Source organism: Pseudomonas sp. lyk4-TYG-107 (assembly GCF_030209055.1).
In the GTDB taxonomy this organism is placed as follows: domain Bacteria; phylum Pseudomonadota; class Gammaproteobacteria; order Pseudomonadales; family Pseudomonadaceae; genus Aquipseudomonas; species Aquipseudomonas putida_A.
This window is the reverse complement of sequence record NZ_JARVST010000019.1, coordinates 109,347-131,465: the sequence shown is the minus strand read 5'-3', so window position 1 is coordinate 131,465 and position 22,119 is coordinate 109,347. Positions and strand designations below refer to the sequence as shown.

Here is a 22,119-nt window from a genome sequence, read left to right as displayed (position 1 = left end):
TAATTCCCATAGGTTCGGTAGTGGCTATGCCCCAACCTGCCGGGCAAATCGTGAAAAGTCAATAAATCCCCGACGTCATGCTTTTTTTGCCAAGTTATTGATGCAAGAGCGCTTTTCTGTGTCTACGCTGAGGCTGGATCCAATAACCGCGTGAATCCATCCTTTATTTTTTTTGTAATGAGGTGCCCATGAGTCAGGCGTTTCTCCCCTTCTCCCGCCCAAGTATTGGCGATGAGGAAATTGCCGCTGTCGAGCAGGTGTTGCGCTCGGGCTGGATCACCACGGGGCCGAAAAACCAGGCACTCGAAGAGCAGTTTGCGCAGTACGTGGGTTGCAAACACGCGGTGGCCTTGTCTTCGGCCACCGGCGGCATGCACATCACGCTGCTGGCGCTGGGCATCGGCCCGGGCGACGAAGTCATCACCCCGTCGCAGACCTGGGTCTCGACCGCCAACATGATCTCCCTGCTGGGCGCCAAACCGGTGTTTGTCGATGTCGACCGGGACACGCTGATGACCGACGCTGCGCGCATCGAAGCGGCCATCACCCCGCGAACCAAGGCAATCATTCCGGTGCACTATGCCGGCGCTGCATTCGATCTCGATCCGCTGTATGCCCTGGCCGACAAGCACGGCATCCCGGTCATCGAAGACGCCGCCCACGCCGCCGGCACCCGCTACAAGGGGCGCCACGTCGGTTCGCAAGGCACGGCGATCTTCTCGTTCCATGCGATCAAGAACATGACTTGTGCCGAAGGCGCGATGTTCGTCACCGACGACGAAGCCCTCGCCAGCCGCGTGCGCATGCTCAAATTCCACGGCCTGGGCGTTGACGCCTATGACCGTCTGACCGGTGGCCGCAAGCCGCAGGCGCAAGTGATGGAACCGGGCTTCAAGTACAACCTGGCCGACATCAACGCCGCGATTGCCCTGGTGCAGCTGCAACGTCTGGACGAAATCAACGCCCGGCGCACCGAGCTGGCCACCAGCTACCTGCAAAAGTTCGAAGGCCTGCCGGTGCAACCGCTGGCCCTGCCCGCCTATGCCCAGCAACACGCCTGGCACCTGTTCATCCTGCGCATCGACAGCGAGCGTTGCGGCATGGATCGCGAAGCCTTCATGAAGGCGTTGCAGGATCAGGGCATCGGCACCGGTATCCATTTCATCGCCACCCACCTGCACACCTGGTATCGCCAGCGTGACCCCGACCTGTACCTGCCCAACACCGAATGGAACTCGGCGCGGCTGTGCTCGATTCCGCTGTTCCCCGACATGACCGGTCAAGACCTTGACCGGGTGGTCGGTGCCATCGCTCAAATCATGGAAAAACGCCTGTGAAACCTTATCCAATCCGTAGCGTGTCGATCGTCATCCCGGTCTACAACGAACAGGAAAGCCTGCCCGAGCTGCTGCGTCGTACCGAGGCGGCCTGCCGCCAATTGCACCACGATTTTGAAATCGTGCTGGTCGACGACGGCAGCCGCGACGAATCGGCGAACATGCTCGAAGAAGCCGCCGGGCGTGAAAACAGCCCGTTCGTGGCGGTCATTCTCAACCGCAACTATGGTCAGCACGCCGCGATCATGGCCGGTTTCGAACAGTGCAAGGGCGACGTGGTGATCACCCTCGACGCCGATCTGCAGAACCCGCCGGAAGAAATCCCCCGGCTGGTGGCCGAGGCCGAAAAAGGTTACGACGTGGTCGGCACCGTGCGCGGCAATCGTCAGGACTCGGCGCTGCGCCGCTACCCGTCGAAGCTGATCAACCTCGCCGTGCAACGCTCCACCGGCGTCGCCATGAGCGACTACGGCTGCATGCTGCGCGCCTACCGCCGCACCATCATCGACGCGATGCTCGCCTGCCGCGAACGCAGCACGTTCATCCCGATCCTGGCCAACAGCTTCGCCCGTCACACCACCGAAATCGTCGTGGCCCACGCCGAGCGTGAACACGGCGACTCGAAATACAGCCCAATGCGCCTGATCAACCTGATGTTCGATCTGGTCACCTGCATGACCACCACCCCGCTGCGCTTGCTGAGCATCGTCGGCTTCGCCATGGCCGGCTTGGGCGTGCTGTTCGCGATTGCGTTGATTGTCTTGCGTCTGGCCTTCGGTGCCGGTTGGGCCGGTGACGGCATGTTCGTGCTGTTCGCCGTGCTGTTCGTGTTCACCGGTGGCCAATTCATCGGCATGGGCCTGCTGGGTGAATACCTCGGCCGCATGTACAGCGATGTGCGCGCCCGTCCACGTTTCTTCATCGAAAAGGTGTTGCGCAGCCAGCCGGCCGCTCCGGCCCCTGCCGTCACCGTTGATGGTCTTTCTTCTACCGCTACTTCTTCCACTTCCGATCAGGTTCTCTCATGAGTGCAAAAACTGTTGTCTTCGCTTACCACGATATTGGCTGCGCCGGCATTGAAGCCCTGCTCAACAGCGGCTATGACATTTCAGCAGTGTTCACTCACGCCGATGATCCGAAAGAAAACGCGTTCTATGCCTCGGTTGCACAGCTGTGCGCCAACAAAGGCATCCCGGTGCACGCCCCGGAAGACGCCAACCACCCGCTGTGGATCGAGCGCATCGCCAAGCTGGACCCGGAGTACATTTTCTCCTTCTACTACCGCAATCTGCTGAGCGAACCACTGCTGGCCCTGGCCAAAAAAGGCGCGTTCAACCTGCACGGTTCGCTGCTGCCACGCTATCGCGGCCGCGCTCCGGCGAACTGGGTGCTGGTCAACGGCGAAACCGAAACCGGCGTTACCCTGCACCGCATGGTCAAGCGCGCTGATGCCGGCGCCATCGTTGCCCAGCAGCGCGTTGCCATCGACCGCAGCGACACCGGCCTGACCCTGCACGCCAAACTGCGCACCGCCGCGAGCGATCTGCTGCGCGACACCCTGCCGAACATGCTGCAAGGCAAGATCACTGAAACCCCACAGGACGAATCGAAAGCCACCGTGTTCGGTCGTCGCACCCCGGCGGACGGCAAACTGGTCTGGGCCAAACCGGCGGAAGAACTGTTCAACCTGGTGCGCGCCGTCACCCGTCCTTACCCGGGCGCGTTCTGCGCCGTGGGCGAACACAAACTGATCGTCTGGAGCGCTGAAGTCGTCAAGGGCAACGAAGGCCAGGCGCCAGGCCGCGTGATCAGCGTCGATCCGCTGCGCATTGCCTGCGGTCAGGACTCGCTGGTGATCAACGCCGGTCAGCGCAACGACAACGGCCTGTACCTCAGCGGCCCGCAACTGGCCAATGAACTGGGTCTGGTCGATGGCTCGCTGCTGCGCGGCGCCGAATCCGGTCGTGCGCCACGTCGCACTCGTGTGCTGATCCTCGGTGTCAACGGCTTCATCGGTAACCACCTGTCCGAGCGCCTGCTGCGTGACGACCGCTACGAAGTCTACGGTCTGGACATTGGCTCCGACGCCATCGACCGTCTGCGCAGCCACCCGAACTTCCACTTCGTCGAAGGCGACATCAGCATTCACTCCGAGTGGATCGAGTACCACATCAAGAAGTGCGACGTGGTCCTGCCGCTGGTGGCCATCGCCACCCCGATCGAATACACCCGCAACCCGCTGCGCGTATTCGAGCTGGACTTCGAAGAGAACCTGAAACTGGTTCGCTACTGCGTCAAGTACAACAAGCGCGTGATTTTCCCGTCGACTTCGGAAGTCTATGGCATGTGCCAGGACAAGAACTTCGACGAAGACAGCTCGAACCTGATCGTTGGCCCGATCAACAAGCAGCGCTGGATCTACTCGGTCTCCAAACAACTGCTGGACCGCGTGATCTGGGCTTACGGCGCCAAGGGCCTGAACTTCACCCTGTTCCGTCCGTTCAACTGGATGGGCCCGCGTCTGGACCGTCTGGATTCGGCCCGTATCGGCAGCTCCCGCGCCATCACCCAACTGATCCTCAACCTGGTGGAAGGCACGCCGATCCGTCTGTTCGACGGTGGCGAGCAGAAGCGTTGCTTCACCGACATCGCTGACGGCGTCGAGGCACTGGCGCGCATCATCGACAACGACAACGACGTGTGCAACGGCCAGATCATCAACATCGGCAACCCGGACAACGAAGCCAGCATCCGTCAACTGGGCGAAGAGCTGTTGCGTCAGTTCGAAGCGCACCCGCTGCGCCACAACTTCCCGCCGTTCGCCGGTTTCCGCGACGTGGAAAGCAAGGCGTTCTACGGTGCCGGTTACCAGGACGTGGAACACCGCAAGCCAAGCATCGCCAACGCCAAGCGCCTGCTGAACTGGGAGCCGACCGTGGAAATGCGCGAGACCATCGGCAACACCCTGGACTTCTTCCTGCGTGAAGCCATGCTCGAAATCGCGGACAAGAAGTAATGCAGGCAGGTCTTCGTATCGATGTCGACACCTACCGTGGCACCCGAGAGGGTGTGCCGCGGCTGCTGGAGATGCTCGACGAGGCGCAGGTCAAGGCAACGTTTTTCTTCAGTGTCGGCCCGGACAACATGGGTCGGCATCTGTGGCGCCTGATCCGCCCGCAGTTCCTCTGGAAAATGCTGCGCTCCAACGCTGCCGGCCTCTACGGCTGGGACATTTTGCTGGCCGGCACTGCCTGGCCCGGCAAACCGATTGGCCGTGATCTCGGGCACCTGATGCGTCAGGCCCGGGACGCCGGTCACGAAGTCGGCCTGCACGCCTGGGATCACCATGGCTGGCAGGCCAACGCTGGGCGTTGGAGCGATGCCCAACTGATCGAACAGATTCGTCAGGGCGTCGACACGTTGAGCGACATCCTCGGCGAAAAGATCCAGTGTTCGGCCGCCGCCGGTTGGCGTGCGGACGAGCGCGTGATCGAGGCCAAACAGGCCTTCGGCTTTCGCTACAACAGCGATTGTCGCGGGCAGAGCCTGTTCCGTCCGCTGCTGGCGGACGGTTCGCTGGGGACTCCGCAGATTCCGGTGGACCTGCCGACCTTCGACGAAGTCGTCGGCCCGCACGTGGCGGCGAAGGACTTCAACTCCTTTATCCTCGACCGGTTCCAGTCGCAAGCACTTAACGTCTACACCATTCATGCCGAAGTAGAAGGGATTCTGATGGCTCAGGACTTTCGTCAATTGCTGGCCGATGCACGCCAGCGCCACATTGACTTCAAACCCTTGGGCGACTTGTTGCCCGAGTTTTTCAACACCCTGCCCGTGGGCCGCGTGCAACGCGGTGTGCTCGAAGGCCGTGAAGGCTGGCTGGGAGTGCAAGGCGCATGACCAGACGCTGGGCACTGCCACTGTTGGTCGGCCTCTGTCTGCTGGCCTATCTGTTGCCGTTGAGCACCCATGGCCTGTGGATCCCCGACGAAACCCGTTACGCACAGATCAGCCAGGACATGCTGCTCAGTGGCAACTGGGTGTCGCCGCATTTCATGGGGCTGCGGTATTTCGAGAAACCGATTGCCGGCTACTGGATGATCGCCATCGGCCAGGAACTGTTCGGACAAAACCTGTTCGGCGTACGCTTCGCCTCGGCCCTCAGCACGGCTTTGAGTGTGCTGCTGGCCTACCTGGTCGCGCGCAGGTTATGGAACGATCCGCGCAAGAGCTTCATCTGCGCCCTGCTCTACATGAGCTTTACAGTCGTCGCCGGTCAGGCCGGGTACGCCAACCTCGATCCGCAATTCACCTTCTGGGTCAACCTGAGCCTGGTGGCGCTGTGGTTTGCGCTCGACAGCAAAAGCACCGGGCACCGTCTGGGCGCCTGGGCGCTGCTGGGGCTGGCCTGCGGCATGGGTTTCATGACCAAGGGCTTTCTCGCCTGGTTGCTGCCGGTACTGATCGCGTTGCCGTGGATGCTTTGGCAAAAACGCTGGCGCGAACTGCTGGTGTTCGGCCCGGTGGCGATCGCCATCGCGATCATCGTCAGCTTGCCGTGGGCGCTGGCGGTGCACGCACAGGAACCGGATTACTGGCGGTTCTTCTTCTGGCACGAACACATCCGCCGCTTTGCCGGTGACGATGCGCAGCACGATGCACCGTGGTGGTTCTACCTGCCGCTGCTGGTGGCGTTCAGTCTGCCGTGGGTTGGCCTGTTGCCGACCGCGTTCAAGCAAGCCTGGCAAACCCGGGCCCAGCCGAACATGGTCTTTCTGTTGTTGTGGTTGTGGCTGCCGCTGGGCTTTTTCAGCCTGAGCAACGGCAAGCTGCCGACCTACATTCTGCCGTGCCTGTTGCCATTGGCACTGCTGCTGGGCAATGCGCTGGCTGATCGTCTGCGTCTGGAACAAGGTCGGGCGCTGGGTATCAACGGCCTGCTGAACCTGTTGCTGGGTGTGGTCACGCTGATCGCACTGGTTTACCTGCAATTGAACAAACCGGTGTACGACCACGAACTGCACAGCCTGGTACTGGTGTTCATCGCCCTGATCGGCTGGATCATCGCCAACCTGGCGCAAGCGTTCCTGCCGTTGCAGTGCTGGGCGGCACCGGCGCTGGGCAGTCTGTTGCTGGCCGGGATCCTGCCGGCGGCGTTGCCCAAGTCGGTGGTGGCCAACAAAACCCCGGATCAGTTCATCCGGCACCACGTCACCGAGCTGTCCGGCGCCACGCATCTGCTGAGCAATGATCTGGGTGCGGCGGCAGCGCTGGCCTGGCGCATGAAACAACCAGAGGTCGCGCTGTACAACACGGTCGGCGAACTCAAATACGGTCTGTCCTACCCGGAAGGCGCCGAGCGCCGACTCACCAAGGACAACGTTCAACAATGGGTACGTGAAGCGCGCCGCAGCGGCTCGGTCGGCGTGCTGATGCGTGTCAAGGGTCAGGACGAGCTCGAAGAGCTGGACCTGCTGCCCAAGGACGGTACCCGTTATGAGTCGGGCAATCTGGTGATCATGGTGCTGCCCAAGGATCCGTCATGAGTTGGTTGCTGTTACTGACGGCGTGTCTGCTGACGTGCCTGGGGCAAGTCGCGCAGAAATTCGCCGTGGAGAGCTGGCGCGGCGTTGATTCGTCCTGGGCCGACAAACTGCGTTCGCCATGGTTGTGGCTGGCGCTGTTTGCTCTCGGCAGCGGGCTGCTGGTCTGGCTGCTGGTGTTGCAACGTCTTGAAGTGGGCATCGCTTACCCGATGCTCAGCCTCAACTTCGTGCTGATCACCCTGATTGCCCGCTTCGTCTTTCGCGAGCCCATCGACCGCCAGCATTGGCTGGGCGTGGCGCTGGTGATCGGCGGCGTGGTTTTGCTGGGGCAACAGTCATGAAACAGGCGCGTGGAATCGGTTTTGCTCTGGGCAGCGTAATGCTGGTCAGTGGCGCCCAACTGGGCATGCGCTGGAGCATGACGCGCCTGCCACAACCGGAACAATGGCTGACGGCGCTGAGCACCGGCAGTGTCGATCTGTCGGCACTGGCCGTGGTGGTGGCGGCGATTTTCGCCTACGCCCTGTCGATGCTCTGCTGGCTCGCGGCCTTGCGCGATCTGCCGCTGGGCCGGGCTTATTCACTATTGAGCATCAGCTACGCGCTGGTGTACCTGCTGGCGGCCAGTCTGCCGCTGTTCAACGAATCGTTCAGTTTCACTAAATCGCTGGGCGTGGCACTGGTCATGCTCGGGGTCATCACTATTAACACTCGTCCGTCTCGTGCGCCCGAATTCAGGAGTGCTCCATGAAAATCACAGTATTTGGTAGCGGTTATGTTGGCCTGGTGCAGGCCGCCGTGTTGGCCGAAGTCGGTCACGACGTCGTGTGCATGGACATCGATCAGAAGAAAGTCGAACTGCTGCGCCAGGGTCACGTCAGCATCTTCGAACCGGGCCTGTCGAGCTTGGTGCGCGAAGGCCTGGACTCCGGCCGCCTGCATTTCACTTCCGATGAAAAACTCGCCGTACAACACGGTCGCGTTGCGTTCATCGCCGTGGGCACACCGTCCAGTGAAGACGGTTCGGCCGATCTGAAATACGTGCTGTCGGTGGGTGACGCCGTGGCGCGCCATCGTGAGCAGCCGCTGATCCTGGTGGAGAAATCCACCGTACCGGTCGGCACCGGCGACACCCTGCGTGCGCACATTCAGGCCGCGCTGGACAAGGCCGGTCGTGAGCTGCAGTTCGATATCGTCTCCAACCCGGAATTCCTCAAGGAAGGTTCGGCGGTGTCCGACTGCCGTCGTCCGGACCGCATCGTCATCGGCTGCGAAGGTGACGAAGTGCAAGATGTGATGCGCGACCTGTACTCGCCGTTCAACCGCAACCATGACCGCATCATGTTCATGGACCTGCGCAGCGCCGAGCTGACCAAATACGCCGCCAACTGCATGCTGGCGACCAAGATCAGCTTCATCAACCAGATTGCCGAACTGGCCGAACACCTGGGCGCCGACATCGAGTCGGTGCGTCAGGGCATCGGTGCCGACACGCGCATCGGTTACCACTTCATCTACCCGGGCTGCGGTTATGGTGGCTCGTGCTTCCCGAAAGACATGCGCGCGCTGATCCACAGCGCCGAGCAGGCACACTGCTCCAGTGACCTGCTGCAAGCGGTCGAGGCGATCAACGAGCGGCAGAAGCACAAGCTGTTCGACCGTATCAACGCGTTCTACAAGGGTGACCTGCGCGGCAAGACCTTTGCCCTGTGGGGCCTGGCGTTCAAGCCAAACACCGACGACATGCGCGACGCGCCGAGCCGTGTCCTGCTCGATTCGTTGTTCGCTGCTGGCGCCAGCGTTCGCGCGTTCGACCCGGAAGCGATGCAGGAAACCCAGCATCTGTATCCGAACGAAGAAAAACTGATGCTGATGGGCACCCCGGAATCGGTGCTGGCGGGTTCCGATGCGCTGATCATCTGCACCGAATGGCAGCAGTTCAAGGCGCCGGACTTCGACCTGATCGAGCAACGCCTGAAAGCCCCGGTGATCTTCGACGGCCGCAACCTGTACGACGCCGAGCGTCTGGCACGCAACGGCTTCAAGTACTTCCCGATCGGCCGTGGCGACTCGCGCAAACTGCCGATGCCGCTGCAGCAATGGTCTGACAAAGCGGACGTCGCTTGATCACGTTGTCGCCTGTCATCCGCCGGCAGTCCCTGATCGCAGGGCTGCTGGCGCTGTTGCTGTTCATCGCCGGGGTTTACGGACAGGCTCCCATTGGCTTCGATTCACGTTTCGTACTGTTTGCCCAGGAAATGTTGCGACACGGGCCAACGGTATTCCCGACCACTTACGGTGAGCCGTACGCCGACTATTCGGCGCTTTCGACGCTGTTCATCTGGTTGTTGTCTTTGCCCTTCGGCGCGGTCAACACCCTGACGGCATGGCTGCCGAGCGCGATTGCCGGCGGCGTGATCGTGACGTTGATGTATCGCTTGCTGGCGGTGCATTCGCAGCGCTGGGCCCTGATCAGCATCGCGCTGTTGATGCTCACCAGCACCTTCGTCACCGAAGTGCGCGCGGTGTCGCAAGACCTGATGCTCGCCGCCGTGGCGCTGTCGGTGTTTTATCTGGGCTATGCGCACGACCACTTCGGCTCGCGCCGGCGCTGGCCGCTGATCTTTGTCCTGTTGTTGCTGGGCTTCGGGATTCGCGGGCCTATCGGCCTGGTGGTACCGACCGGCATGCTCTGCAGTTACTACCTGCTCAACCGTGAGTGGAAACGCCTCTTCGTGTTCGGCGTGATCGCTTCTGTGTTACTCGCAGCGTGTGTCAGCCTGCTGTTGTGGCTGGCGAAACTCAGCGGTGGCGAAGCCTTCCTGCAAGACGTGATTCGTATGCAGTTCATGGGGCGCATGGACGGCAGCGAAGGCGTCAGCGGTTCGCTGTATTACTTCACCAGCTCGATGGGCAATTACGCACTGGCGTATCCGCTGGCGATCCTGGCGTTGGCCGCGACCTGGCTGAGCAAACCGCATCAGCGCGGGCCAGCGTTGCGTCTGGTGCAATATTGCGCCGCCGCCGGGCTGATCGTCATGGTCGGCTTGTCGATTCCACAGGCGAAGAAGGCGCGTTACCTGCTGCCGATGTTGCCGATGGCGGCGATCATCGCCGCATACCCGTTTCAGGTGCTGCACGGTCGGGTGTTCCGTGTATTGCGTGGGGTGATTCAATGTATCTGGCTGGTGACGCCGGGGCTGTTGATGGTGGCCCTGCTGGTTGCCAAACGCCGCTTTCCCGAGCAACTCGACGGCATCACTCTGGTGCTGATCGTACTCGGCGTTCTGCAATTGCTCGCACTGTCGCGCCTGTTGATGCCGCGCCGGCGCGCCGAAGTGTTGGCGCTGTGCTCGGTGTTAGCCTTGTGGACGGTGTATGCCGCGGTGTTCGAACCGGTGGAGCGACGTCTGTACGACACGCAGGCGTTCAGTCGTGCTGCCTTCGCGCAGGTGCAGCAGAACCCGGCCCCGCTGGTGCTGCACGGCATGGGCAAAGACGCCAAGGCGATCAAGTTCATGGTCAACGTCGAGCAGGATCTGCAACCGCAGTTCACCGAAACGGTGCAGCAACTCGAAGCCCTCAAAGCCCCGGCCTGGCTGATAATGGACAGCAAGGACCTGCAATCGCTGCAAGGTACCTCGCTGGCCAGCCTGCAACCGGTGCTGACCGGGCGTTTCGACAAGAACGATTACGTGCTGTTGTATCTGAAGCCCTTGTAGGAACTGATTGAGGCTGCGATCTTTTGCGCTTTCAGGAAAAAGATCGCAGCCTGCGGCAGCTTCTACAGGGACTGTTTACCATGAGTTTTGTTGTACGCCGGGCGCGGCAGAATGATGCCGCCGCCCTCCCCGCCATCGAACGCTCGGCCGCCGAGCTGTTTCGCACAGATCCGACCCTCGCCTGGCTTGCCGACACCGACGTGGCAAGCGCCGCGCAACACCGCCAAGCCATCGACAATGCCTACGTCTGGGTCGCCGAAAACACCTCGGCGCAACTCGCAGGGTTTATCCGCGCGCTGGATTTCGACAACCAACTGCACATTGAAGAACTGTCGGTCAGCCTCGCGTTTCAGGGTCAAGGCGTGGGCCGTCAACTGCTGCTGGCCACGATTGAACATGCCCGCCGTGAGCAAATGCGCGCCGTGACCCTGACCACGTTTCGCGACGTGCCGTGGAATGCGCCGTTTTATCAGCGGATGGGGTTTGTGGAAGTCGCACCCGGTGAGCACGCAGCGCATTTGCTCGATGCTCTGCAGAAAGAAATCGAGCATGGCTTTGCCGCCGAGCGACGCTGCGCCATGCACCTGATATTGCCCTGACAGGACAAATCCCTTGTAGGAGCGAGCCTGCTCGCGATAGCGTCCTGTCAGTCAACTGGGTTGGCGCCTGACACTCGGTATTCGCGAGCAGGCTCGCTCCCACAAGGTTTCTCATCATAAAAATAAGGACATTTGCACTGCCGTGGCCACCTACTCCCGCCTGATCCGCCGACTGATGATCACTTCGCTGAGCATCGTCATCAGCCGTGCCCTGATCAGCCCGCTGCTGACCTTGTTTCTCAGCAACAAACTGGGCCTCAACCCACAGGATGTCGGTCTGCTGTTGGGCATCGCCGTGTTCAGTGCCACGCTGTTGTCGCTGTACGGCGGCTACATCATCGATCGACTCGACAAGCGCCAACTATTGATCCTGACCATGCTTTCCAGCGGTGTCGGCCTGATGCTGCTGACCTTCGCGCAGAATCTGTATCTGGTCACGCTGGTGCTGATCATCAGTGAAACGGCGTCGGCGCTGTTCCTGATCTGTTCCAAAGCGATGCTCAGTGAAAACCTGCCGGTCGGCCAGCGGGTCAAGGCGTTTTCGCTGAACTACACGCTGACGAATATCGGCTACGCCGTCGGCCCGATGATCGGCGTGGTGATTGCCGGGGTTCAGCCTTCAGCGCCATTTATCGTCGCGGGGCTGATTGCCGCTGGCAGCGTTTTTCTGCTGCTGGGCGTGTCCCGTGAGGCCAGTCCGGAGTCGCAGGCCAGCCCCCCACAGAGTTTCCTGAACACCCTGATCATCCTGAAAAACGACCGCACGATGATCCTGTTCACCCTCGGCTGCCTGCTCAGCACCCTGGTTCACGGGCGCTTCACCCTGTACCTGTCGCAGTATCTGCTGGTGACCCACACGCAAGAGCAGACCCTCGACACCATGGCCGCCCTGCTCGCCTGCAACGCGATCACGGTGATCCTGCTGCAATACCAGATCGGGCGCTTTCTCAAGCGTGAGCACCTGCGGTTCTGGATTGCCGGCGGCACCGCGTTGTTCATCGTTGGCCTGATCGGTTTCAGCATGGCCGACAGTCTGGTCGGCTGGTGCGTGGCGATGTTCATCTTCACCCTCGGCGAGATGATCATTTACCCGGCGGATTTCCTCTTCGTCGACACCCTCGCTCCCGAAGAGCTGCGCGGCAGTTACTACGGCGCGCAGAACCTCGCGGCACTGGGCGGTGCGCTGAGTCCGGTGATGTGCGGGTTCCTGCTGATGCACACGCCGGCGCCGAGCATGTTCTACGCCCTGAGCGCTCTGGCGGGGCTGGGTGGGTATCTGTGTTTTGTCAGTGGACGCCGCGTGGCGACAATTCAAAAATAATGCACTGAAGCAGCATTTATATGAATTTGTCAGCATCGACTTTGCACGGCACACTGTGCGCGTTCCTCCCCCAATAGTTGGAACGCTTCGAGGACTTTCCGAAACGGACAAGTCCTTTTTTTTGCCCCGAATTTACTGCAAGGACCCGATTCACATGCTCGCTCGCTGGTTGCCCGCCGCCATCAACACCCGCCCCACCGAATGGAGCCGCGCCGCCATCGGCATGGCGCTGGGCACCTTGTTCAGCGTCTGGGCGTGCAGTCAGGTGTTCGGCATTGAGGTCGCGTATCACCTGATCGGGCCGTTGGGCGCTTCAGCGGTGTTGCTGTTTGCCGTCTCATCGGGCGCCCTCGCGCAACCCTGGTCGATCATCGGCGGCTACCTGTGCGCCAGCGTGGTCGCGCTGCTGGTGGCCCACGTCCTCGGCCGAACCCTCGGCAGCGCCTGCCTGGCGGCGGGCATGGCACTGATCCTGATGTGTTGGCTGCGTTGCCTGCATCCACCGGCCGGCGCCTTGGCGCTGACGCTGGTGCTGGCCGATCCGGCCACCATCGCCATGGACTGGAAAGCCATGGAACCGGTGATGCTCGCCGCCGCCTGCATGCTGCTCAGCGCGCTGGCCTACAACAACCTGACGCGCATCCGCTATCCGAAACGCCCGGCCGAGCCAGCGCCGCCGCAGGCTCCCGTCGACAGCCAATCAATTACCGCCGAGGACTTGAAACTGGCATTGGCCGACATGGAAGCGTTTATCGACGTCACTCCCGAAGACCTCGAACAACTGATCCACGCCAGCGAGCTGCACGCCAAACGCCGCAGCATCGGTGAAGTTTTCACCCGTTAAGCACCTGAATCTCTGTGGCGAGGGAGCTTGCTCCCGCTCGGCTGCGCAGCAGTCGTAAACTCGCCGTGTCGGGCCGCTTCGCAGCCCGGCGGGAGCAAGCTCCCTCGCCACGAAAGCAATCCTCAACCTGCTGCAAAAACGCAAACTCCCCCTGCACATATCCCCGTTGTACACGGCAAATTTGCACTGTTACGATCCGTCAACGCTCGCGCGCGAGCTTCTCGAATAAAGACAATAAAAGCAGGGAGTTAGTGATGACTGCTCAGGCTTCATCCCCGCGGACGCCGTCCATGGATGCCACGCCAGACGAAGTGCTGGCCGAGGTTCGCAATCACATCGGTCACCTGACCCTCAACCGCCCCGCCGGTCTCAACGCCATCACCCTCGACATGGTTCGTCAGTTGCAGCAGCAACTCGATGCCTGGGCGACTGACGCCAGCGTGCACGCCGTGGTGCTGCGCGGTGCCGGTGAGAAGGCGTTCTGCGCCGGTGGCGATATCCGTTCGCTGTACGACAGCTTCAAAAGCGGCGACACGCTGCACGAAGATTTCTTCGTCGAGGAATACGCCCTCGACCTGACGCTTCATCATTACCGCAAACCGGTGCTGGCCTTGATGGACGGTTTCGTCCTCGGCGGCGGCATGGGCCTTGTCCAAGGTGCCGATCTGCGGGTGGTCACCGAAAAGAGCCGGCTGGCGATGCCGGAAGTGGCGATCGGTTATTTCCCCGATGTCGGCGGCAGCTATTTCCTCTCGCGGATTCCTGGTGAACTGGGGATCTATCTAGGCGTCAGCGGCGTGCAGATTCGCGCGGCCGATGCGTTGTACTGCGGGCTGGCCGACTGGTTTGTCGACAGCAGCAAATTGCCGAGCCTCGACGAACAACTCGATCATCTGGAATGGCGCGACACGCCGCTCAAGGATCTGCAGGGCCTGCTGGCGAAAAACGGCGTGCAAACCCTCGCCGATGCGCCGCTGGAGAAACTGCGCCCGGCCATCGACCATTTCTTCGCCCTGCCGGACGTGCCGAGCATTGTCGAGCAACTGCGCGCAGTCACCGTCGCCGACAGCCATGAGTGGGCGACGAGCACCGCTGACCTGCTGGAGACCCGCTCGCCACTGGCGATGGCCGTGACCCTGGAAATGCTCCGTCGCGGTCGGCACCTGAGCCTGGAACACTGTTTCGCCCTCGAACTGCATCTGGATCGCCAGTGGTTCGAACGCGGCGACCTGATCGAGGGCGTGCGCGCCCTGCTGATCGACAAAGACAAGACACCACGCTGGAACCCGCCGACCCTTGCTGCGCTGGACGCCGGGCATGTCGCGAGTTTCTTTCACGGTTTTACTGAGAGCGGGAGCTGAGCCATGCACGATCTCGAACTGACTGAAGAACAAGTGATGATCCGCGACATGGCCCGGGACTTTGCCCGTGGCGAAATCGCACCGCATGCGCAAGCCTGGGAAAAGGCCGGCTGGATCGACGACGCGCTGGTGGCAAAGATGGGCGAACTCGGTCTGCTCGGCATGGTGGTGCCCGAGGAATGGGGCGGCACTTACGTCGATTACGTGGCCTATGCGCTGGCGGTGGAAGAAATCTCTGCCGGTGACGGCGCCACCGGTGCGTTCATGAGCATCCACAACTCGGTGGGCTGCGGGCCGGTGATGAATTACGGCAGCGAAGAACAGAAAAAGACCTGGCTGGCGGATCTCGCCAGTGGCCAGACGATTGGCTGCTTCTGCCTCACCGAACCGCAGGCCGGCTCCGAAGCGCACAACCTGCGCACCCGCGCCGAACTGCGCGACGGCCAGTGGGTGATCAACGGCGCCAAGCAATTCGTCAGCAATGGCAAACGGGCGAAACTGGCGATCGTGTTTGCGGTGACCGATCCGGATCTGGGCAAGAAAGGCATTTCCGCGTTCCTGGTGCCCACCGGTACTGCGGGTTTCATCGTCGATCGCACCGAACACAAAATGGGGATTCGCGCCTCCGACACCTGCGCGGTGACCCTGAACAACTGCAGCATTCCCGAGGCCAATCTGCTCGGCGAGCGCGGCAAGGGTCTGGCGATTGCCCTGTCCAACCTCGAAGGCGGCCGCATCGGCATCGCCGCGCAAGCCTTGGGCATCGCCCGGGCCGCGTTTGAGGCGGCGCTGGTGTATTCCCGCGATCGCATCCAGTTCGGCAAGCCGATCAACGAACACCAGAGCATCGCCAACCTGCTGGCCGACATGCACATGCAAATCAACGCGGCGCGCTTGATGATCCTGCACGCGGCGCGCCTGCGCACGGCGGGCAAACCGTGCCTGTCGGAGGCATCACAGGCCAAACTGTTCGCCTCGGAAATGGCCGAAAAGGTCTGCTCCTCGGCGATTCAGATTCATGGCGGGTATGGGTATCTGGAGGACTATCCGGTCGAGAAGTACTACCGCGATGCACGGATTACCCAGATCTATGAAGGCTCGAGCGAGATTCAGCGGATGGTGATTGCCCGGGAATTGAAGAACTATCAGTTGTAACGCCAAAAGCTTCGCGAGCAAGCCCGCTCCCACATTGGATCTGCGTCGTACACAAATCCCATGTGGGAGCGGGCTTGCTCGCGAAGGCGTTAGTCAGCTCAGCGCATTATTTGCCCTGAAATTCCGGCGCACGCTTGGCCACAAACGCCGCCATGCCTTCCTTCTGATCCTGCGTGGCAAACGCCGCATGGAACACCCGGCGCTCGAAGCGCACGCCTTCAGTCAGGTTGACCTCAAACGCACGGTTGACGCTTTCCTTGACCATCATCGCAATCGGCAACGACTTGCTGGCGATCACCGCGGCGACTTTCAGCGCCTCGTCGAGCAGTTCATCACTCGGCACGATCCGCGCAACGATGCCGCAGCGTTCGGCTTCCACCGCATCGATCATCCGCCCGCTGAGGCACATTTCCATGGCCTTGGCTTTGCCCACGGCGCGGGTCAGGCGCTGGGTGCCGCCCATGCCTGGGAGCACGCCGAGGTTGATTTCCGGCTGACCGAATTTGGCGTTGTCACCGGCCAGGATGAAGTCGCACATCAACGCCAGTTCACAGCCGCCGCCGAGGGCAAAGCCGTTGACCGCAGCGATGATCGGCTTGCGCCGGTTAGCCACGCGGTCGCTGTCGCTGAACAGATCATCCATGTAGATCTGCGGGTAGGTCAGCTCGGCCATTTCCTTGATGTCGGCACCGGCGGCGAAGGCTTTCTTCGAACCGGTGATGACGATGCAACCAATGTTCGCATCCGCTTCCAGGCCGTCGAGGGCATGATTCACTTCGCTGACCAGTTGCGCGTTCAGGGCATTCAGCGCCTGCGGGCGGTTGAGGGTGATCAGGCCGACGCGGCCGTGGTTTTCCAGCAGAATCGTTTCGTAAGTCATGGGCAAGATTCCTTGTCAGAGATTGCGCGAAATAACCATGCGCTGAATGTCGCTGGTGCCTTCGTAGATCTGGCACACGCGTACGTCGCGGTAGATGCGTTCCAGCGGGAAATCGTTGAGATAACCGTAACCGCCCAGCGTCTGCAACGCCATCGAGCAGACTTTCTCGGCCATTTCCGAGGCGAACAGTTTCGCCATCGAAGCCTCGACCAGCGCCGGCTGACCGCTATCGCGCAGGGCCGCCGCGTAATGCACCATCTGCCGGGCGACGGCGATCTGCGTGGCCATGTCGGCGAGACGGAAGGCCACCGCCTGGTGCTCGATGATCGGTTTGCCGAAAGTGTCGCGCTCACGTGCATAGTCGCGGGCCGCTTCGAACGCAGCGCGGGCCATGCCCACCGCTTGCGAGGCGATGCCGACCCGCCCGCCTTCGAGGTTGGCCAGGGCGATTTTGTAGCCTTCGCCCTCCTCACCCAAGCGGTTGGCGACCGGCACCTTCACGTCTTCAAACAGAATCTGGCAGGTGTCCGACGCATGCTGGCCGAGCTTGTCTTCGACCCGGGCGATTTTGTAGCCGGGCGAATCGGTGGGCACGATGAACGCGGTGATCCCGCGTTTGCCGGCACTCGGATCGGTCACCGCAAACACGATCACGATCCCGGCGTTCTGCCCGGAAGTGATGAACTGTTTGCAGCCGTTCAGCACGTAGTGCTCACCTTCCAGACGCGCGCGGGTTTTCAGGCTGCTGGCGTCGGAGCCGGCCTGCGGCTCGGTCAATGCGAACGCACCGAGCATCGCACCGCTGGCCAGCGGTTTGAGGAAGCGTTCGCGCTGATCGTCGTTGCCGAACTTGAGGATCGGCACGCAGCCCACCGAGTTGTGCACGCTCATGATGGTCGAGCAGGCGCCGTCGCCGGCGGCGATTTCCTCCAGGGCCATGGCGTACGCCAGGTAGCCGGTGTCACAGCCGCCCCACTGCTCCGGCACAAGCATGCCGAAGAAGCCCAGCTCGGCCATCTCGCCGATGGCTTCCTTGGGGAAACGATGCTCGCGATCCCACTCGGCGGCGAACGGTTTCAGCCGTTCCTCGGCGAACTGTCGGGCCATGTCGCGGATCTGGGTCTGGTCTTCGTTGGGAATCATGGTGAATCCTTAACTTAAATCCGGGTTACCACACATAACCCTGTGGGAGCTGGCTTGCCAGCGATGGGGCCGTGTCAGTAAACATATTGGCTGTTTGACCCACCGCCATCGCGGGCAAGCCCGCTCCCACAGGGTCCGTTGCCAACGTTAATACACGCATTCCACGGCCATGGCCGTGGCTTCACCGCCGCCGATGCAGATCGCCGCAATCCCGCGTTTCAGGTTTTTCTGGCGCAGGGCCGAGAGCAAGGTCACCAGAATCCGCGCGCCCGAGGCACCGATCGGATGGCCCAGCGCGCAGGCGCCGCCGTGCACGTTGAGCTTGTCGTGGGGGATTTCCAGGTGGGTCATCGCCGCCATCGCCACCACGGCGAACGCTTCGTTGATTTCGAACAGATCGACCTCGTTCAACGCCCAACCAGTCTTCTTCACCAGCTTTTTGATCGCGCCAATCGGTGCCACCGGGAACAGGCCCGGCGTGTCGGCAAATGCCGCGTGGCCGTGAATCACCGCCAGCGGTTTAAGCTCGAGTTTCTGCGCTTGCGACTGGCGCATCAGCACCAGTGCCGCCGCACCGTCGGAGATCGAGCTGGAGTTGGCCGCCGTCACCGTGCCGCCTTCGCGGAACGCCGGTTTCAGCGAGGCGACTTTGTCCAGTTTGGCTTTCGGCGGCTGCTCGTCGTTGCTGATCAGCACCTGCTCTTTGCCGACGGTCACGGTCAGCGGCACGATCTCGGCCTTGAAGCTGCCGTCCTTGATCGCCTGTTGGGCCCGAGTGGTCGAAGCGATGGCAAACGCATCCTGGGCTTCGCGGCTGAAGTCGTTGGTTTCGGCGCAGTCTTCGGCGAAGGTGCCCATCAGACGGCCCTTGTCGTAGGCGTCTTCGAGGCCGTCGAGGAACATCGAATCGAGCACCCGGCCATGGCCCATGCGGTAACCGGCGCGAGCACGGTCGAGCAAGTATGGCGAGTTGGACATGCTTTCCATGCCGCCGGCGATCACTATATCGGCGCTGCCGGCCAAGAGCATGTCGTGAGCGAGAATGGTGGTTTCCATGCCCGAGCCGCACATTTTGTTGACGGTGGTGCAGCGCGTCGATTTATCCAGCCCGGCACCCAGTGCCGCCTGCCTCGCCGGCGCCTGACCGAGGCCGGCCGGCAATACGCAACCGAACAACACTTCGTCGACCGCATCGCTGGCAACCCCGGCGCGCTCAACCGCTGCCTTGATAGCGGCAGCACCGAGTTGCGGCGCGGTGAGGCTTTTCAGTTCGCCCTGAAAACCGCCCATCGGGGTGCGGACGGCGCTGACGATAACAATAGGATCGTTGGCAATAGTCATGACAAATCCTCCTTACTTGGCGGCCATGCGCAAGGCGCCGTCGAGACGGATCACCTCACCATTGAGCATGCTGTTTTCGATGATATGCCGAACCAGCGCGGCGTACTCGGCAGGTTTCCCAAGACGCGGCGGGAACGGCACGCCAGCGGCCAGCGACTCGCGCACTTCCGGGGTCATGCCGGCCATCATCGGGGTTTCGAAAATGCCCGGGGCGATGGTCATCACGCGGATGCCGAAACGCGCCAGTTCACGGGCGGCCGGCAGGGTCAGGCTGGCGATCGCGCCTTTGGAGGCGGAATACGCGGCCTGGCCGATCTGGCCGTCGAACGCAGCGACCGAAGCGGTGTTGATGATTACCCCGCGCTCGCCATCGGCATTGGCTTCGCTCTCGGCGATGGCCGCCGCGGCCAGACGCAGCATGTTGAAACTGCCGATCAGGTTGACGTTGATCACCTGGGCAAAACTCGACAGCGCATGCGGGCCGTTCTTGCCGAGGATCTTTTCGCCACGGACGATACCGGCGCAGTTGACCAGACCGTTGAGGCTGCCAAAGGCTTTCAGCGTTGCCTGCACCGCAGCTTCGGCGGCGGCTTCATCGCTGATGTCAGCCACCACGCTGTGCGCGCCGAGGCGCTGCGCCTGCGCGGCTACCGCTTCGGCATTCATGTCCACCAGCATCACTTTGGCGCCGGCACTGACCAGCAATTCAGCGCTGGCCGCACCCAGGCCGGAGGCGCCGCCGGTGACGATAAAAACCTTGTTCTCGATCTGCATGACTGACTTCCTGATTCAAGCTGAAACGTTATGCGCCGCAGCCTCTTGAGCCTTGGCGATTTCCTGGTTGCGCAAGATAAAGCGCTGCAATTTGCCGCTTGGGGTTTTCGGCAATTCGCTGACAAATTCGATTTCACGCGGGTACGAATGCGCGGCCAGACGCTTGCGCACGTGTTGCCGCAGCTCTTCGGCCAGCGCCGGTTCGGCGCGGTATTGCGGGTTGAGCACGACGAAGGCCTTGACCAGTTCGGTACGCTCCGGATCCGGCTTGCCGACCACGGCGGCTTCGACCACCGCCGGGTGTTCGATCAGCGCGCTTTCGACGTCGAACGGGCCGACGCGGTAGCCGGAAGTAGTGATCACGTCATCACTGCGGCCGACGAAGCTGATGCTGCCGTCCGGGTTCCATTCCACCGTGTCGCCGCTGAGGTAGTAATCGCCGACGAAGGCTTTGGTCGGCACGCCCTCGTAGCCGCCGAACCAGCACATCGGCGACTGGGTGCGGTCGATGGCGAGAATGCCCGGCTGGCCGACGCCGAGTTCGTTGTACTGCTCGTCGAGCACCACGATGCGATGGCCCGGCGAGGCGAAACCGGCGGCGCCGAGGTGGATCGGGTGCTCCAGACCGTGATGGTTGCACAGGACCATGCCCAGTTCGGTCTGGCCGTAATGGTCGTGAATCACCACGTCGAGATTGTCGGCGAACCAGCGGATCACTTCCGGGTTCAGCGGTTCGCCGGCGCTGCTGACGATGCGCAGCTTGCCCTTGATCGACTTGGCGAACTCGTTGCCACCGGCAATCAGCAAGCGGTACGCGGTCGGCGAGCCAGTGAGGTTGGTGATGCCGTATTTGTTGATCACCCGGCAGGTGCTTTCGAGGGTGAACGGGCCATCGTAAAAGGTGATCGGGTGCCCCATCGACATAGGGCCGGTGACGCCGAAATAGATGCCGTAGGCCCAGCCCGGATCGGCGACGTTCCAGAACGAATCTTCGGGACGCAGATCTACCGCGTCGCGGGTGTAGCTCTGGAACGCGACGATCGCCTTGAGCGGCACCGACAGTGCTTTCGACGGACCGGTGGTGCCCGAGGTGAACATCAGCAGGAACGGGTCTTCGCCGCTCAGCAGCACCGGCTCGCAGAGATTGGAATAGTTGGCCAGCTCGGCCCAGAAACTGAAATCGCCACGGACGATGCCCTGGCCCTTGGCGCCGCCGACGGTGACGATGGTCGGGCATTCGCTGACTTCAGCGAGTTTCGGCCGGTTGACCGCGTCGGTGACCACCACTTTGGCGCCGGAACTGTTCAGGCGATGTTCGATGGCCTTGGGGCCGAATGCGGTGAACAACGGCTGATACACCGCGCCGATGCGCCAGGTGGCGAACACGGTGATGAGCAATTCGATGTTGCGTGGCAGCAGGCCGGCGACCTTGTCGCCCTTCTGCACGCCTTGTTCGAGAAGGAAATTGGCGAAACGCGCGGCTTGGTCTTGCAGCTCACTGAAGGTGTACGTGGCACTCGCACCGTCGCGGCCCTCCCAGAACAACGCAATGCGCCCCGGCAAGGCGTGGCGGTCGCAACATTCGACGCAGGCGTTGAGCGCCTCCAGCGTGCCGCTGAGCGCAGCGTCCACGGTGTGCTGATAGTTGAACTGTTCGGTGGCAGACAAGTAATCGCGCATTGCCAGAATCCCTCGGTGTTTTTATTAGGCTGGGAACCGTAAACAACACAGGGATAGTCGCGCTGCGGCGCTGAAGCGGCAATGGTCAAAGCCATCAAAGTGGCTGACTGGTTTGGCCAAGGTTCGAGAGATGTACAGGCTGGACTGACGCCTTCGGGAGCAAGCCCTCTCCCACAGGGAATTGCATTTCACAATGAGGGATCAGCCACAAAAGCAAGGGAGGCTGCAATCAAAGAAGGAATGCATTTCAAATGGAAGTCCACCTGGGTAAGCCAGGCAGGCTGCACATCACAGGAACAATGCATTTCAAATGATGGCCACCTGAGCAATCCAGGCAGGCTGCAAATACCAGGAAAAATGCATTTCAAATGTGGGAGGGGGCTTGCTCCCGAAGAGGCCTGATCAGGCTACAAACA

General features: G+C 61.7%; 20 protein-coding genes. 15 read left to right on the top strand and 5 right to left on the bottom strand.

What is annotated here, in order from left to right:
* Nucleotides 1-188: 188 nt before the first annotated feature.
* The 14 genes from arnB to QRN61_RS15845 all read left to right on the top strand — a co-directional run bounded on the left by arnB (nt 189) and on the right by QRN61_RS15845 (nt 15,885).
* Nucleotides 189-1,337 (top strand): UDP-4-amino-4-deoxy-L-arabinose aminotransferase, encoded by a 1,149-nt coding sequence (gene arnB, locus QRN61_RS15910; protein ID WP_103367174.1) that lies wholly within the window; start codon nt 189-191, stop codon nt 1,335-1,337.
* Nucleotides 1,334-2,365 (top strand): undecaprenyl-phosphate 4-deoxy-4-formamido-L-arabinose transferase, encoded by a 1,032-nt coding sequence (arnC, locus tag QRN61_RS15905; RefSeq protein ID WP_123586304.1) that lies wholly within the window; start codon nt 1,334-1,336, stop codon nt 2,363-2,365. The genes arnB and arnC overlap by 4 nt, the downstream gene beginning before the upstream one ends.
* Nucleotides 2,362-4,353, top strand: coding sequence for a bifunctional UDP-4-amino-4-deoxy-L-arabinose formyltransferase/UDP-glucuronic acid oxidase ArnA (gene arnA / locus QRN61_RS15900; RefSeq protein ID WP_150370545.1), 1,992 nt, complete (start codon nt 2,362-2,364; stop codon nt 4,351-4,353). Before arnC ends, arnA begins: the two co-directional genes overlap by 4 nt.
* Entirely contained in the window at nt 4,353-5,237 is an 885-nt protein-coding gene (gene arnD / locus QRN61_RS15895; RefSeq protein ID WP_150370544.1) for a 4-deoxy-4-formamido-L-arabinose-phosphoundecaprenol deformylase, read from the top strand. Before arnA ends, arnD begins: the two co-directional genes overlap by 1 nt.
* Nucleotides 5,234-6,883, top strand: a complete 1,650-nt coding sequence (gene arnT / locus QRN61_RS15890; protein WP_096796056.1) for a lipid IV(A) 4-amino-4-deoxy-L-arabinosyltransferase — start codon at nt 5,234-5,236, stop codon at nt 6,881-6,883. Before arnD ends, arnT begins: the two co-directional genes overlap by 4 nt.
* A complete protein-coding gene (gene arnE, locus QRN61_RS15885) occupies nt 6,880-7,224 on the top strand; it encodes a 4-amino-4-deoxy-L-arabinose-phosphoundecaprenol flippase subunit ArnE (RefSeq protein WP_027611953.1) in 345 nt (114 codons plus the stop codon). The genes arnT and arnE overlap by 4 nt, the downstream gene beginning before the upstream one ends.
* On the top strand, nt 7,221-7,634 hold the full coding sequence (gene arnF / locus QRN61_RS15880; RefSeq protein WP_150370543.1) for a 4-amino-4-deoxy-L-arabinose-phosphoundecaprenol flippase subunit ArnF: 414 nt from the start codon (nt 7,221-7,223) through the stop codon (nt 7,632-7,634). Before arnE ends, arnF begins: the two co-directional genes overlap by 4 nt.
* The gene (locus QRN61_RS15875; protein ID WP_097089726.1) at nt 7,631-9,010 is read left to right on the top strand and encodes a UDP-glucose dehydrogenase family protein; all 1,380 of its coding nucleotides are present in this window, start codon (nt 7,631-7,633) and stop codon (nt 9,008-9,010) included. The genes arnF and QRN61_RS15875 overlap by 4 nt, the downstream gene beginning before the upstream one ends.
* Nucleotides 9,007-10,605 carry an ArnT family glycosyltransferase gene (locus QRN61_RS15870; RefSeq protein WP_150370542.1) on the top strand — a complete coding sequence of 533 codons (1,599 nt, stop codon included), beginning with the start codon at nt 9,007-9,009 and terminating at the stop codon, nt 10,603-10,605. The genes QRN61_RS15875 and QRN61_RS15870 overlap by 4 nt, the downstream gene beginning before the upstream one ends.
* An 80-nt stretch (nt 10,606-10,685) precedes the next feature.
* Nucleotides 10,686-11,204: a GNAT family N-acetyltransferase gene (locus QRN61_RS15865; RefSeq protein ID WP_115990575.1), complete on the top strand. Its 519-nt coding sequence runs from the start codon at nt 10,686-10,688 to the stop codon at nt 11,202-11,204.
* Between the two features lie 142 nt (nt 11,205-11,346).
* The gene (locus QRN61_RS15860; protein ID WP_027611958.1) at nt 11,347-12,525 is read left to right on the top strand and encodes an MFS transporter; all 1,179 of its coding nucleotides are present in this window, start codon (nt 11,347-11,349) and stop codon (nt 12,523-12,525) included.
* A gap of 154 nt (nt 12,526-12,679) precedes the next feature.
* Complete coding sequence (locus QRN61_RS15855) at nt 12,680-13,369, top strand: HPP family protein (protein WP_150370541.1); 690 nt, start codon at nt 12,680-12,682, stop codon at nt 13,367-13,369.
* 254 nt (nt 13,370-13,623) lie between these two features.
* Nucleotides 13,624-14,730, top strand: coding sequence for an enoyl-CoA hydratase/isomerase family protein (locus QRN61_RS15850; protein WP_150370540.1), 1,107 nt, complete (start codon nt 13,624-13,626; stop codon nt 14,728-14,730).
* 3 nt (nt 14,731-14,733) lie between these two features.
* Nucleotides 14,734-15,885, top strand: a complete 1,152-nt coding sequence (locus QRN61_RS15845; RefSeq protein WP_150370539.1) for an acyl-CoA dehydrogenase family protein — start codon at nt 14,734-14,736, stop codon at nt 15,883-15,885.
* A 106-nt stretch (nt 15,886-15,991) separates the two neighbouring features.
* Here QRN61_RS15845 and QRN61_RS15840 read toward each other — a convergent pair whose 3' ends face one another.
* The 5 genes from QRN61_RS15840 to QRN61_RS15820 all read right to left on the bottom strand — a co-directional run bounded on the left by QRN61_RS15840 (nt 15,992) and on the right by QRN61_RS15820 (nt 21,703).
* Nucleotides 15,992-16,765, bottom strand: a complete 774-nt coding sequence (locus QRN61_RS15840; protein ID WP_097089717.1) for an enoyl-CoA hydratase — start codon at nt 16,763-16,765, stop codon at nt 15,992-15,994.
* A gap of 15 nt (nt 16,766-16,780) precedes the next feature.
* Nucleotides 16,781-17,908 (bottom strand): acyl-CoA dehydrogenase, encoded by a 1,128-nt coding sequence (locus QRN61_RS15835; protein ID WP_150370538.1) that lies wholly within the window; start codon nt 17,906-17,908, stop codon nt 16,781-16,783.
* Nucleotides 17,909-18,055: 147 nt separating this feature from the next.
* On the bottom strand, nt 18,056-19,249 hold the full coding sequence (locus QRN61_RS15830; RefSeq protein WP_150370537.1) for an acetyl-CoA C-acyltransferase: 1,194 nt from the start codon (nt 19,247-19,249) through the stop codon (nt 18,056-18,058).
* A 12-nt stretch (nt 19,250-19,261) separates the two neighbouring features.
* The gene (locus QRN61_RS15825; RefSeq protein ID WP_285374139.1) at nt 19,262-20,023 is read right to left on the bottom strand and encodes an SDR family NAD(P)-dependent oxidoreductase; all 762 of its coding nucleotides are present in this window, start codon (nt 20,021-20,023) and stop codon (nt 19,262-19,264) included.
* A 15-nt stretch (nt 20,024-20,038) separates the two neighbouring features.
* Entirely contained in the window at nt 20,039-21,703 is a 1,665-nt protein-coding gene (locus tag QRN61_RS15820) for an AMP-binding protein (RefSeq protein ID WP_150370535.1), read from the bottom strand.
* Between the two features lie 81 nt (nt 21,704-21,784).
* Here QRN61_RS15820 and QRN61_RS15815 point away from each other — a divergent pair, with 81 nt between their 5' ends.
* Nucleotides 21,785-22,105, top strand: a complete 321-nt coding sequence (locus QRN61_RS15815; protein ID WP_150370534.1) for a hypothetical protein — start codon at nt 21,785-21,787, stop codon at nt 22,103-22,105.
* Nucleotides 22,106-22,119: the final 14 nt, after the last annotated feature.

Coding starts and splice junctions, on each gene's coding strand:
- arnB (WP_103367174.1), top strand. CDS start 189: ATGAGTCAGGCGTTTCTCCCCTTCTCCCGCCCAAGTATTGGCGATGAG.
- arnA (WP_150370545.1), top strand. CDS start 2,362: ATGAGTGCAAAAACTGTTGTCTTCGCTTACCACGATATTGGCTGCGCC.
- arnD (WP_150370544.1), top strand. CDS start 4,353: ATGCAGGCAGGTCTTCGTATCGATGTCGACACCTACCGTGGCACCCGA.
- arnT (WP_096796056.1), top strand. CDS start 5,234: ATGACCAGACGCTGGGCACTGCCACTGTTGGTCGGCCTCTGTCTGCTG.
- arnE (WP_027611953.1), top strand. CDS start 6,880: ATGAGTTGGTTGCTGTTACTGACGGCGTGTCTGCTGACGTGCCTGGGG.
- arnF (WP_150370543.1), top strand. CDS start 7,221: ATGAAACAGGCGCGTGGAATCGGTTTTGCTCTGGGCAGCGTAATGCTG.
- QRN61_RS15875 (WP_097089726.1), top strand. CDS start 7,631: ATGAAAATCACAGTATTTGGTAGCGGTTATGTTGGCCTGGTGCAGGCC.
- QRN61_RS15865 (WP_115990575.1), top strand. CDS start 10,686: ATGAGTTTTGTTGTACGCCGGGCGCGGCAGAATGATGCCGCCGCCCTC.
- QRN61_RS15855 (WP_150370541.1), top strand. CDS start 12,680: ATGCTCGCTCGCTGGTTGCCCGCCGCCATCAACACCCGCCCCACCGAA.
- QRN61_RS15850 (WP_150370540.1), top strand. CDS start 13,624: ATGACTGCTCAGGCTTCATCCCCGCGGACGCCGTCCATGGATGCCACG.
- QRN61_RS15845 (WP_150370539.1), top strand. CDS start 14,734: ATGCACGATCTCGAACTGACTGAAGAACAAGTGATGATCCGCGACATG.
- QRN61_RS15840 (WP_097089717.1), bottom strand. CDS start 16,765: ATGACTTACGAAACGATTCTGCTGGAAAACCACGGCCGCGTCGGCCTG.
- QRN61_RS15835 (WP_150370538.1), bottom strand. CDS start 17,908: ATGATTCCCAACGAAGACCAGACCCAGATCCGCGACATGGCCCGACAG.
- QRN61_RS15830 (WP_150370537.1), bottom strand. CDS start 19,249: ATGACTATTGCCAACGATCCTATTGTTATCGTCAGCGCCGTCCGCACC.
- QRN61_RS15825 (WP_285374139.1), bottom strand. CDS start 20,023: ATGCAGATCGAGAACAAGGTTTTTATCGTCACCGGCGGCGCCTCCGGC.
- QRN61_RS15820 (WP_150370535.1), bottom strand. CDS start 21,703: ATGCGCGATTACTTGTCTGCCACCGAACAGTTCAACTATCAGCACACC.
- QRN61_RS15815 (WP_150370534.1), top strand. CDS start 21,785: ATGGTCAAAGCCATCAAAGTGGCTGACTGGTTTGGCCAAGGTTCGAGA.